This is a genomic window from Proteus myxofaciens ATCC 19692 (assembly GCF_001654855.1).
In the GTDB taxonomy this organism is placed as follows: domain Bacteria; phylum Pseudomonadota; class Gammaproteobacteria; order Enterobacterales; family Enterobacteriaceae; genus Proteus; species Proteus myxofaciens.
In genome coordinates this window covers 1-13,314 of sequence record NZ_LXEN01000156.1, presented here as the reverse complement: position 1 = coordinate 13,314, position 13,314 = coordinate 1, and the positions used below count along the sequence as shown (strand labels likewise).

The following is a 13,314-nucleotide window of genomic DNA, read 5'->3' as shown; positions in this document are numbered from 1 at the left end:
TGGAAATACAGGTATCTCTGAGGTTAAAATAGAGACAGAATCTGTTAATCCTAATGCTTTATTAAAAGTTGTTACTATTCTATCTCGATTTGTGGCAAAAAAATTGAACCAAATTCCTGAAGAACAGCTACCAAAATTTATTGAATTATCTGAAAAATATTAGTGGGTGAATGATACATTCATGAGTAGGAACGGAGAAAATTCTAATAAAAATTATGTAAATTATGTAAATTGTTCAAACTTATAATTTTCGGGAAGAATAAAATATAACCATAGCTACCTATTTTTCTAATTAACTTAATTCAGGATAAAACTCATGATATTCAAAAATAGCGATAACCCACTCTATTTTCTCGTACAGCTCATGATGCAATCCGTCTTGAGCACTCTAACAAATATTTTGAAACCTCAAAAGCATGGTCACAAGCAAATCGATTAGCTCATAATTATAATAATCAATTATGGAGTGAATATCGTTCTAATTTTTGTTTTATGCAAATTCAACGGGAAAAATATAAAACTGAACCTTATGAAGAAGATGCTTAAAAATAAAATAAGAACGTATTTCAATGTCTTATTTTTATTTTAAAAAAATTTTATTATAAGCTATATATCCAGCTGAATATCGTCTAAGAGACCTTTTATACCTTAAGATCTCTTAGCTCTAATAATTAAGAATAAAACAACCAAGATAATATGGCCATGAAGATGCAACCAATTTGAAAACCTAGAAAAGAGTACTTTATTTTTGTTCTTGCTTTTTTCTTTCGTTCTTTAATTTCTCTTTCTGTCAATATATGCTGTTTCCACCCAATATGCTTAATGACACTTTGTTTTAGGATGACAATAAACATACCTATTGAATGATATCCAATTGATAATTCACGTACTCTTATATCAGAACTTATTCCATTTTTCTAATGGATTAATATATCAACACTTTTTGTATAATAGATGATATATTCACCTATAAACAAGCTCAATATCAATATGGCATACAAGGTCGTTCTACCATTTTGGTTTGGCTTCATAAACATGGCAGATTAGATTGGTCGAAAGATACGTCCAACGCTCTTTATAAAGGTGCGGCTATGATCCAATCTTCTGAGCAACAAACACCTGAATAACGCATTAAAGCCCTCGAAAAAGAACTTGAAGAAGCTCAGCTTAAAGCCGAGTTATTGAAGAAAAAACGGTTGAAAGACTCACAATAACGACCACATGTCGCTTCATGAAAATTAGTCAGCAAGCCTATTACAAACGCCAAGATACGTCTGAAGAACGAAAAAAACAGACGCCATTATTATCGATGCTGTTAAAGGTGAACGCGTTTTTCAACCCAGATTGAGGGGACGCAAGTTGCATTTTATTTTAAAACAGAAACAATTCGTTATTGGCCAAGACTGACTATTTTCTTTATTGAAAGAACATCGGTTACTTGTCCCTACTAAACGCGCTTACCATCGAACAACATTAAGCCATCATCGTTTTCATCATCATCCAAACTTAATTAAATCCGGATTTATCCCTACATAACTTGAATAACTTTGGGTGGCGGATATTACCTATTTATCGACTCATGAAGGTGATACGTATTTAAGTTTAATCACCGATGCATATTCACGAAAAATCGTGGATTATCATTTAGATGACAATATGAAAACGAATGCAGTAAAGAAATTATTGTTTCAAGCCTTAAAAAAACGAAGTTCAGCAACCCCCTTAGTCCATCATTCAGATCGCGGTTTACAATATTGCTCAGCGGAATATCAGGGCTAGTCAAACTTTATTAAATTCTCTTTTATAGATTATTTTGTTAAGTGATCTACTCATTTGGTCGTTTTACTGTCTTGATCAATTTACAAAGAATTTCATAACATATAAAAATAACTAGTAAATAATAACCGTAATATACTGCCCATAAAAAAAGAAAAAAACATTAAATAAACTAATCAGTTTTAGTGTGAAAACAGAATACTATAAATGGCTTATATTAAGTAAGAAATAGAGACTGTACATTATTAATACAACATTCCTATCTTGTTAGAATAAATGTAACTATTATCAAAACAATAAAAGATATATTTTATATATACTTTTAAGTTAACTTAGCTATTACGCTTTCTTTAGCAAGATGAATCAAGTTTTTGTTATTTTTTATTTAAAATACAGACGATGATGCAATAAGATATATATTTAATGCATGTTTATTAAGTGAGTATGATTAAGATAAAATATAATGTGATATTTAATCGGTTTTTATTATTCTTTACTCTTATATTGAGAATATTTCTCTAACATAAATAAAGAGTATTTATATTTAAACAGTATTTTATAAGAAGAATATTGAAGATAAGTAAATAAAAAAGACGGAGATATACCCCGCCTTTTATCGATAAATATTTATATCTTTTTGTAAATAATTAGAAACGATAACCAACACCAAACATAAAGACAAATGGGTCTATACGTGTTTTAACATCAAAATCTTTATCAGCGACTGTGCTATTAAATCTCGCATGTGTTTCGATGTTCATCCACCATACAGACGCATTCAGCATCCAGTTTTTATTAAGGTTATAATCTAAACCTGCTTGTGCTGCCACACCCCATGAATCCTTAAGATCAAGACCATTTAAACCTAGTCCATCAACGGCTGGATTATTATTAAATTTTTCATCAAAAAACGTTGTAAAGTTAACACCAGCGCCTAGATAAGGACGTAATTTATCTTCTGCATGGCCAAAATAATATTGCGCCATTAATGTTGGTGGTAATTGTTTTACTTTAGCGATTTCACCAACGCCACTTAATGATACTTTATGCTCAAAAGGTGTGGCTGCCAATAACTCAACACCAATATTATCTGTAATCATATATCCAAAGGTTAAACCTAATTGGGTATTATTATTTACGGAAAAATGGTCACCACCTAAAATAGAGTCAGATCCTGAATTAGGGCGAACTGTTGCAGTACCAGCGCGGAATAAAAAGTCACCTGCTTGGTGTGCGAAAGAAATAGAAGGTGCAAGAGTTGCAGCTGCTAAAATAAGCGCAGAAAGTTTTTTCATTATTTAGTCCATTCCTGTAATAAGTAAATTTTCCGCTAAAATATAACCAGTAATAACTTATTATGATCTATGACAGATCACAACTTTGGAATTATTTATGCAGAATGTGTTATTTCTTTATTTATTATTTATGAAGTAGATTATTTATAATTGATCTATATCAAATTAGGCGTTAATACCATTTTTTCTTATAATTTAGTTTTAAAATTATGACAATCTTTTTGCTGTAGCGTCGTCGCATAAAGTGAAATAAATAAGGTTGCTTTTATGTTAAATTAATGTTTATTTTTTTACTTAGAAAGACATTCTTTTTATTGATGTCTGTATAAAAAGTAATATAAAAAAGTTTTAACAAATAGTCTTAGAGAAATTATCCCTTTTTTTATGCTTAAAAGGTACAATAGCGATAATTAATATCGTCTTTCTTATAGGAGCAGTTCCATGCCAACCGCGGCACGCACAATCTACCGTGACAGTTTAAACTTTTATAAAAATGAACGAGGTAGCATTGTTACCCTTTCTGCATTGCTTGCTGTTATTATGGCTGTCATTCACACATTAATTGGACCGAATACCCAAGAGTATCAACTGATGCTTGAGTTTATTTCTAATTTTAAAAGTGATGAACTCGCGTCACTCTCACCTGATGAATTAGAATCCATGACAGGCAGTCTTGTAGGTGTGGTCAAAAAAGTTTTGTTACTTTACGTTTTTGAATCATTACAACAAAGTATATTAGTGCTAACTCTACTCATGTTCGCTATGGCGCTTTCTGTTGGCCATAATGTGACATTAAAGCAAACATTCAGTGTAGCACTTCCTCATTTACCAAAAATGTTTCTGCTTGTTGTTATCTGCTCAATTCTTATCAGTATTGGCTTTATGGTAATGATAGTACCTGGGTTAATTTTGCTGATTGGCTTTGCGCTTGCACCTGTTGCTTTGGTTCGCCACCAAAAATTGGGTCATGCAATACGTTTGAGTTGGAAAATTGGGTTTAGTCAATCTGGTACACTAGTACCTGCACTAGGTATTTGGATTTTATTGCAGTTTGGGATTGGATTTATTAGTAATATTACAATGCAATTACCAGAAATTGCCCATAACTTCCTCTTTTATTTCTTAAAGAATTTAGTCTCGGCATGGATGATTATTTATCTTTTCCGTTTATTTATGATTGTTGAAGATAAATATTCTAATAAGTAAGACGATATAAAAACAGAAAGCCCGTGATACTAAGTTTCCCTACTGTTTCACGGGCCTTTTTATTTCAAAATTTTAGGCATAACAGACTCATTTCTCGATTTAATTTAATTATACCTGCTGTGTCTCTTTATACTTTTCTTGTATTTGTTGACGGCTTTGATACAACCTTATGACAAAATAGAGATCAGGCGCGATAATTAAGTCACCATCATTTAAAGACATTTTATTTTTCAATATCCAACGATTTAGCTCTGTTCTTCTACCTGCTAATACTAATTTGACACCTTTAATTCTCAACTCACGAATAAGCTCATCAATAACTGCAAATACACTCACATCATCATACGTAAAGCTCACAGCAGCATCGACAGCAAGCCAACTAGGCCGTTTAGGCGCATTATCTACCAACTACAATACGCGTTTTTTAAAATAACCTACATTAAAGTAAGTCAATGGCGAATTAAAACGGTACATCATTAATCCTTCAATAGGCTCAATACCGTTATCGTTATTCATTGAATGAACCATACCTTGTTCATCAACACCTAATAACTGATCACTTGGTCGAAAAACAATACGCAAAAATTGTAATAAACCCAGTAATACAGCAAAACCAATGCCCGTAATCAGTCCAGCTAATAGAACGGCTAATAATGTAAATGAAGCTAGCGTAAAAGCTTGACGATTCCTTTTACGATAAGACCAGATATGACGAAGACTTAATAATGACCAAGACGAAACAATAAGTACGACGCCCAAAGAGGATAAAGGAATATAAGCTAAGAATTCCGTCATAAATAACAGCACCAATAAAATAAAAAGTGCTGCGATAATAGAGACTAGTTGTGTCTTACCACCAACAGAATCATTTACTGCGGTGCGACTACTTGCGGCACTGACAGCAAAACCTTGAGAAAGAGCAGCTGCAATATTGGCAATACCTAATGCTTTCAATTCTTGGTCAGCATCAACATCATAGCCATTTTTGCTTGCAAAACTTCTTGCCGTCATCATAAAACTAACAAAGCTAATCACAGCAAGGTTAATCGAAGGCACTATCAGTTCACGCAGTAAACCTGGTTGAAAACTACTCATTGATACAACAGGCAAGAAAAGATCAACATGCCCCGCTTCTTGATTAACAATAGCTACACCATAATTAGCTAAATCAAATTGCCAACTCAGATAAGTCATCACAACCATAGCAATTAATGGTGCTGGCCAGCGTTGTCTATAATGGCGGATACCCAATAACAACGCGAGTGTTAATAACGATAAAACGAGTGTCGGCCAGTGTACTTCTAATAATCTAAAGGGGACTTCAATTAATTTTTCAATTAACTGCACTGGTGAAGTTTCGAAACCCAAAACTTTACTGATTTGACCGACCATAATAGTGATAGCAACACCATTTAATAAGCCTTGTAAAATGGGGCGAGATAAAAAATCGGTAAATGCTCCTAATCGGAAATGACTGGCTAAAATACACCAAAAGCCAGTCATTGCCGTCATAATAATAGCTAATTGCCATCGAGTATTTTCATCACCTGCAGATAATGGAATAACAACGGCAGCAATAACAGCACAAGTTGCTGCATCAGGGCCTGTTATAAGTTGGCAAGAAGTTCCAAATAATGCATAAATCATCATGGGGAAAATACACGCATAAAGACCAACAATCGGATTTATGCCAAGTAATTCGGTATAAGCAATGGCAACAGGTAATGCAACAGCAGCAACTGATAGCCCTGCTTTAAGATCATAACCAAAATATTCACGTTTATAGGTAAATAATAAGCTTAATCCTGGTATCCATTTTATTATTCTTTTTCCGTTCATTATTTTCCTCATACTAATATAAGAAATTTTTATTATGGAACTATCAAATATTATTTTGAGGATTAAAGCATCAATACAGGGCATAAGATAGTGGTATTTAAGTTCTATTGCATAAACTAAACTCAATTATTTTTTATCAATTGATTTATATAGATTACGTATAATTATCTGTAATAAAATTGATTTTTTAAAGATGTGCAATTGTTTACCTATTTTCGCTACTTTGCTTTAGAATAGCGAGGGTTATAAATTCAATTGGAATAGGTTCTTATCGGTTATGAAAAACGGCTGGCTTAAGCAATTACTTGATTTCGCTCCACTTCTAGTGTTTTTTGTATTTTATAAATGGCAGGATATTTACTATGCTTCTGGTGCATTAATTGTAGCGACCTGGATTTCAGTCGTTTTAACTTTTTTTATTTTTCATAAAGTTGAAAAAGCGCCACTTATCACTGCGATTGTCGTTACTATTTTTGGTTCATTAACGATTGCTTTCCATTCTGCTGATTTTATCAAATGGAAAGTCACTGCAATTTATGCCATTTTTGCACTTGTGTTACTGTTTATGCAGTTTTTCACACCGAAAACATTAATGGAAAGAATGCTAGGTAAAGAGCTTTCTATTCCACCTGCAAATTGGAAAAAATTAAATTTTGCATGGGTACTGTTTTTTGTCGCATGTGCTATCGGCAATATTTATGTTGCTTTCTCGCTTTCTGAAGAAACGTGGGTTAATTTTAAAGTCTTTGGCTTAACTATTTTAACGTTTATTTTCGCTATTGCGAGTGTCGCTTATATTTGGACTAAACGTTTACCTGAAGAACAATCAGTGCAAGCATCAATAGATAATTCTACCCAACATCATTCAGATAACATGACACAACATGACGTAAAATCAGCGAATGATGATACTAATTCAAAGTCTGAATAATCATTTTTATTATCGGGAGATGCCTTTTGCATCTCCTTTGTTTTAACATTTATAGATATTATTTCCCATGACTGAACAACAATCTCTACCTAATGGTGAACTTGTTTTACGTACTCTTGCTATGCCTGCTGACACTAATGCCAATGGCGATATTTTCGGTGGTTGGATTATGTCGCAAATGGATATTGGTGGTGCTATTTTAGCAAAAGAAATCGCGTTAGGCCGTGTCGTCACTGTTAGTGTTACCGGTATTACCTTTCTTAAACCAGTCGCTGTTGGTGATGTTGTTTGCTGTTATGCCCGTTGCCTAAAAACGGGTAACTCATCAATTACAGTTAATATTGAAGTATGGGTTAAAAAAGTTGCCTCTGAGCCTGTTGGTCAGCGTTATCGCGCTACAGAAGCGGTATTTACATATGTTGCTGTTGATGAAAATAATAAATCACGCCGTTTACCAGAAGGTAAAGCCAACTTTACCCTTCCTAGTACGATTGCGTAAATAGTAAATGAGTATTTCTCACTTATAAAAATATTTATTCCATTTTCACTGAATAATAAAAGCCCCCAATATCGCTATTCAATATTGGGGGCTTTAAATTTCGATGTTTGATGCTTGTGCTTGCTAGTAGCTATCTATCCAATTAACTCGCAGAGACACCACTCATATTAAATTCAATAATAATCACTTTGCCTTTATACGCGATCTTTTCATAACGCCATTGACGCATTGCTCTTTTCACATCTCGTTCAAATACATTCTTAGGTGTTGCTGAAAGTATTTCAACATTATCAACTCGACCATCTGCATCAATATCAAAACGCACTTTTACTGAACCTTCGATACCTACTGCTTTAGCACGAGAAGGATATTCTGGTAAACCTTGGCGCAATGCATTAGGCACTTTACCTTTACCTTCACTCGTTGAATGAATAGGTTTTTCAGCACCTTTATCACTAGGCTTAGCTGATGGATTGAGATTTGAAAGATCTTGCCCTTTATTCATCGCCAATGACTTTGATTGCTCAATCGGTGGTTTCGGCTTTGGTTTTTCCACAGGCTTAGGTTTTGGCTTAGGTTTAGGCTCAGGTTTTTTCTCAATCGGTTTTTCGATAACGGGTTTCACATCAGGAATTGGTTCCGGTTCTGGTTCTGGTTCCATAACAGGTTCTGGCTCAGGAGGCGTTTCTTCTTCAACCACAGGTTGAGGTTCACCAGCAGGCTCATCGGCTGCAAATGATATCATTTGTACTGAAATAGGTTCTGGTGTAATACTCTTTTCTGGCGTATATAGCATAGCAGCTGCTACAAGTGAGACATGTAGACAGAGAGAAACAACACCCCAAAGGACCCAAATATTCCAACGCATAACTTATCTTATTTCACCTAGAGAAAAAATAGTACCCCTAGTTTAAATGCAAATAGCAATCATATTCAATAACGTTTATTAAAATGATTGATACTAACAGCTAAAAAAGAGCGTTATTATTTCAATTCAGTGTATTGAACAAACAAAACACCACGGTGTTTTCTAGCAGTATCAAGTTTACGCATACGATAAATACGAAAGTTACGACGAGATTGTCCTTCTAACCAACGACGACGACGACGTAATGATTGTCTCATCATTCGCCAACGAGCAACTTCATTCCTGCTATGTCTCATTCTATTCACACCTATTTTTTCGAATAAGTGGTGTATTATAGAACGTTGAATATATGATCCAAGAGGATAATGAAAATTTACCCGTATTTTATTTATTCTTTAATCATTTATTACCATAATTAATAGTATAATATACTTACCGTGTTATTGATTTGATGAGCGTCTTTTAATAAACAGATTTGACAGCACTAATATTCCTGATTTAATAACACCATTTGGCAAATTATAGAAATAATAAGCTATTGTTATTCTATTGCCCCTAGCCTATTCAAGCGGTTCTTTTTCAACGGAAAATAGCTCTCCTATGACAACATTTTATACTGTATTAAGTTGGCTAACATTTTTCTTTTACTGGTTATTAATTGCTGGTGTTACATTTCGAGTCTTAATGCATCGCAGGCCAGTCACCTCAACGATGACATGGTTGCTTATCATCTATATCCTACCATTGGTGGGTGTTATTGCTTATTTCGCATTTGGTGAACTTCATCTTGGAAAAAGGCGTGTAGAGCATGCAAAACAAATGTGGCCTTCTGTCGTGGCTTGGCTTGAAGAATTAAGAAAGTGCAAACACATCTTTGCTAAACACAATAGTGCTGTTGCAGAACCTTTATTTCAATTAACCGCAAAACGCCAAGGTATTGAAGGTGTTAAAGGAAATAAAATCCAATTACTTACAACCTGTGAAGACTCTCTTAATGTCATTACTCGTGATATTGATAATGCTCGCAATAATATAGAAATGGTATTTTATATTTGGCAACCCGGTGGTTTAGTTGAAGAAGTCACGGCAGCACTTATTAGAGCAGCAAAACGCGGTGTGAAATGTCGTATTATGGTCGATTCAGCGGGTAGCTGGCATTTTTTCCGTACTAATGGTCCAGCACAAATGCGTGCAGCGGGTATTGAATTTGTTGAATCTTTACACGTTAATCTCTTTCGTTTTTTTCTACGTCGCATGGATTTACGTCAACATCGTAAAATCGTCTTAATTGATAACTATATTTCTTACACTGGTAGTATGAATATGGTTGATCCTCGCTATTTTAAACAAGATGCAGGAGTTGGTCAGTGGATTGATATTATGGTAAGAATGGAAGGTCCTGTGTCGACAACTCTTGGTATTATCTATGCGTTTGATTGGGAAATGGAAACAGGAGAACGTCATCTCCCCCCCGCGCCTGATAATAATATTATGCCTTTTGAAAGAGCGAGTGGACACACAACACAAGTTATTGCATCAGGTCCCGGTTTTCCCGATGAGCTTATTCAACAGTCGCTGATTACGGCTATTTACTCAGCAAGAAAAGAACTTGTTATGACAACACCCTACTTTGTTCCTAGTGACGATCTAGCTCATGCAATTTCGACTGCGGCTATGCGTGGTGTTGATGTCAGCATTATTATGCCTCGTAGTAATGACTCATTTTTAGTGCGCTGGGCTAGCCGTGCATTCTTTGCTGAAATGCTTGAGTCAGGTGTTAAAATCTTTCAATTTGAAGATGGTCTACTTCACACCAAAAGCGTCATGGTTGATGGCCAATTAAGTATGGTAGGCTCTGTAAATCTCGATATGCGCAGTTTATGGCTGAACTTTGAAATAACAGTTGTGATTGATGATGAAGGCTTTGGTAGTGATCTAAGTATTATACAATACGATTATATTTCTCGATCTACTGAACTCACCCTTGATGAATGGGACAAGCGCCCTTTCTTTAATCGCGTTTTAGAACGCATGTGCTATTTCTTTAGCCCATTATTATAACAACCTTGTTATCTTTACTGCATACATTTGATATGAATAAAGATAATATTACCTTTAAGATAAAATTTACGATATTTAATTGATAGGCATTACCATGAATGAACCAACGCTAATCAGTGAAGAAGAAGCGCTAGAACAAGCTTATGATCTCTTTTTATCACAAGCCGCCGATAATTTAGACGTTGCGGATCAGTTGCTTTTTAATTTGCAATTTGAAGAAAGAGGTGCTGCTGAAGTTGTTACATTAGGGAATGATTGGCAATTTATCGTTGCCCAGCCTATCTCTGCTTCTCGTTTTTGTGAGGTCATTATCGGCCTAGCGCCTGATGAGGATTCTGATATTAATGATATTTTTGGCCGGGTTCTTATTAGTCGAGATCCGCTACAGCCTATGTTCCATATAATTTGGAAATCATAATTTTTCTATTATTATCGTCAGTTTTACGCTGAACTGGCGATTTTTTATTATTTCTAACCACTGATGTTATTGAATATTCCACTAAGCCCAATCGGATTAATAGGATTGAATAGACCAAAGATAGCAATAAAGGTTGCTGTAGGTATAAATATATTTCCTTAAATTGAAGGATTATTAAGCATCTTATTGTTAATATAATTGTACTTCAATCAGATAACGATCTGAGTTTCAGCACTTTTTATTATCTCTGTTACTCTTCTTCACTTGATATCTGCGTTTTCCTTTGACATATCAGTATCGAAACCACCCTACCATCTGCTATCATTAGCAACTTATTTATTTTCTTGTCATAAATAGTTAACTTTTCATTTGAGAATTAGGCATACATAATCAATTAGCTTACTTTCAATAAAACTTGATATAGTACATTGTTTATTGACAAGTTACAGAACAATAGCAACGATATAGAACCGTAAAAATGAGCATTCCTAAAGAGCAGTATAATTTCAACAAATTACAAAAACGCTTACGCCGTGATGTAGGGCAAGCTATCGCAGACTTCAATATGATTGAAGAAGGTGACAGAATCATGGTTTGTCTTTCAGGCGGAAAGGACAGCTATACGCTACTTTCTATTTTAATGAATTTACAAAAAAGTGCGCCAATACACTTTTCATTAATTGCGGTAAATTTAGATCAAAAACAACCTGGATTTCCAGAACATATATTACCTGAATATCTTAAAGGGCTAGGTGTTGAATATAAAATTGTTGAAGAAAATACCTATGGGATAGTAAAAGATATTATTCCTGAAGGTAAAACAACCTGCTCTTTATGCTCTCGCTTACGTCGCGGTATCCTATATCGTACAGCAACAGAAGTCGGTGCAACTAAAATAGCATTAGGTCATCATCGTGATGATATTTTAGAGACACTCTTTTTAAATATGTTTTATGGTGGAAAACTAAAAGGTATGCCACCTAAATTAATGAGTGATGATGGTAAGCATATTGTTATAAGACCCCTTGCTTATGCTCGTGAAAAAGATATTGAGCGTTTTGCACAAGCTAAAGAATTCCCTATTATTCCTTGTAACCTTTGTGGCTCACAACCTAATTTACAGCGACAAGTTATTAAAGAGATGCTAAATACTTGGGATAAGCGTTATCCAGGTCGAATTGAAACCATGTTTAGAGCAACTCAAAATATTGTTCCTTCACATTTATGTGACACTCAATTATTTGATTTTGTGAATATAAAACATGGTGATGAAGTGATTAATGGAGGTGATCTTGCATTTGATAAAGATGAATTGCCATCAGCTCCCTTAATTCTTGATGATGAAGAAAATCGCCCAGATTTCACACAAGATAGATTAGATATTATTGAAGTAAAATAATGTAAAATTTCTAGCAAATTCATTAATAATCCTTAGATAGGATCAACATGGATCCTATCTAAACGAATAATTCTTCCTGTCATTTTAAATCTCTTCTCATTTTTCATTATTCTAATAACAAGAATACGTATCTCATTGAAAATATACAATAAATTGTTTTTGCGTTATACTCTTTTCTCTTTTATAGGAGATAGGTAATGGACTGATGAAACCTAAACAAACACCCTCTGCCCATGATGCCGCGTTTAAAGGCTTTATGACGAATATCGACAGTGCCAGAGATTTTTTTGATATTCACTTACCACACCCTATTAAATCATTATGTGATTTCAAGACATTAACACTCACGAATTCTTCATTTATTGATAAACAATTACGCTCTCGTTTATCGGATGTATTGTATTCAGTGCAAACAATCCAAGGTGAAGGGTATATTTATTTGCTCGTTGAGCATCAATCGACCCCCGATAAACTCATGGCATGGCGATTAATGCACTATGCTTTTTTAGCCATGAATCAGCACCTTCAACAAGGTCATAAAATATTGCCCTTAGTGGTGCCAGTTCTGTTTTATCACGGTGGTCGCTCGCCCTATCCGTATTCTCAATTATGGACTGATTGTTTCCCGTTATCTGACATTGCCAATGAGTTGTATACGCGTGCCTTTCCATTAGTCGATGTCACCGTGATTGATGATAATGAGTTGGTCAATCATCGCAAAATCGCAGTGATGGAACTGGCAATGAAACACAAGCAGTTACGTGATGAGTTTGAGCGCGTTATCCCATTATTGGCACAAGCACTGAATCAACAGTATAATAGTGATAATGACATCATTACTATCCTTAATTACCTGTTTATTGTGTTGGATTCACCTCACTTTGAGTCCATTGTTCAACAACTCAGTGAACAGGCTGATAAGCATCAGGAGGCTATCGTGAGTATTGCACAGCGTTTGCAAGATAAAGGCGAAAGGATTGGCTGGGAAAAAGGTGAAAGAGTTGGTTGGGAAAAAGGACACC

At 34.6% G+C, this 13,314-nt stretch carries 11 protein-coding genes and 2 pseudogenes; 9 read left to right on the top strand and 4 right to left on the bottom strand.

Annotated features, from left to right (window positions below):
• Positions 1-372 precede the first annotated feature (372 nt).
• A complete protein-coding gene (locus tag M983_RS17190) occupies positions 373-546 on the top strand; it encodes an ANR family transcriptional regulator (protein WP_342671339.1) in 174 nt (57 codons plus the stop codon).
• 1,005 nt (positions 547-1,551) lie between these two features.
• Positions 1,552-1,779, top strand: a complete 228-nt coding sequence (locus M983_RS17290) for an IS3 family transposase (protein WP_066753343.1) — start codon at positions 1,552-1,554, stop codon at positions 1,777-1,779.
• A gap of 644 nt (positions 1,780-2,423) precedes the next feature.
• Here the strand turns inward: M983_RS17290 and ompW are convergent.
• Complete coding sequence (gene ompW, locus M983_RS16050) at positions 2,424-3,071, bottom strand: outer membrane protein OmpW (RefSeq protein ID WP_066753340.1); 648 nt, start codon at positions 3,069-3,071, stop codon at positions 2,424-2,426.
• A 441-nt stretch (positions 3,072-3,512) separates the two neighbouring features.
• Between ompW and M983_RS16045 the strand changes: the two genes are divergently transcribed.
• Entirely contained in the window at positions 3,513-4,277 is a 765-nt protein-coding gene (locus M983_RS16045; protein ID WP_066753338.1) for a YciC family protein, read from the top strand.
• A 108-nt stretch (positions 4,278-4,385) separates the two neighbouring features.
• Here the strand turns inward: M983_RS16045 and M983_RS16040 are convergent.
• Positions 4,386-6,116 (bottom strand): annotated as a pseudogene (locus M983_RS16040) (SulP family inorganic anion transporter).
• A 277-nt stretch (positions 6,117-6,393) separates the two neighbouring features.
• On the opposite strand from M983_RS16040, the pseudogene M983_RS16035 reads away from it, so the two are divergent.
• Both M983_RS16035 and yciA read left to right on the top strand, forming a co-directional pair.
• Positions 6,394-6,942 (top strand): annotated as a pseudogene (locus tag M983_RS16035) (septation protein A); the annotation flags it as partial.
• A 172-nt stretch (positions 6,943-7,114) separates the two neighbouring features.
• Positions 7,115-7,546: an acyl-CoA thioester hydrolase YciA gene (yciA, locus tag M983_RS16030; protein ID WP_066753333.1), complete on the top strand. Its 432-nt coding sequence runs from the start codon at positions 7,115-7,117 to the stop codon at positions 7,544-7,546.
• A 142-nt stretch (positions 7,547-7,688) separates the two neighbouring features.
• Here the strand turns inward: yciA and tonB are convergent, their stop codons facing one another.
• Both tonB and M983_RS16020 read right to left on the bottom strand, forming a co-directional pair.
• The gene (gene tonB, locus M983_RS16025) at positions 7,689-8,414 is read right to left on the bottom strand and encodes a TonB system transport protein TonB (RefSeq protein ID WP_066753330.1); all 726 of its coding nucleotides are present in this window, start codon (positions 8,412-8,414) and stop codon (positions 7,689-7,691) included.
• A gap of 116 nt (positions 8,415-8,530) precedes the next feature.
• The gene (locus tag M983_RS16020) at positions 8,531-8,710 is read right to left on the bottom strand and encodes a YciY family protein (protein WP_066753327.1); all 180 of its coding nucleotides are present in this window, start codon (positions 8,708-8,710) and stop codon (positions 8,531-8,533) included.
• 304 nt (positions 8,711-9,014) lie between these two features.
• Here M983_RS16020 and cls point away from each other — a divergent pair, with 304 nt between their 5' ends.
• The 4 genes from cls to M983_RS16000 all read left to right on the top strand — a co-directional run.
• Entirely contained in the window at positions 9,015-10,475 is a 1,461-nt protein-coding gene (gene cls, locus M983_RS16015; protein WP_066753324.1) for a cardiolipin synthase, read from the top strand.
• An 88-nt stretch (positions 10,476-10,563) separates the two neighbouring features.
• Entirely contained in the window at positions 10,564-10,893 is a 330-nt protein-coding gene (locus tag M983_RS16010) for an HI1450 family dsDNA-mimic protein (protein ID WP_425415204.1), read from the top strand.
• A 478-nt stretch (positions 10,894-11,371) separates the two neighbouring features.
• Positions 11,372-12,292, top strand: coding sequence for a tRNA 2-thiocytidine(32) synthetase TtcA (gene ttcA / locus M983_RS16005; RefSeq protein WP_066753318.1), 921 nt, complete (start codon positions 11,372-11,374; stop codon positions 12,290-12,292).
• 205 nt (positions 12,293-12,497) lie between these two features.
• Positions 12,498-13,314: Rpn family recombination-promoting nuclease/putative transposase (locus M983_RS16000; RefSeq protein ID WP_066753315.1), on the top strand; the 817-nt coding region annotated here is incomplete at its 3' end.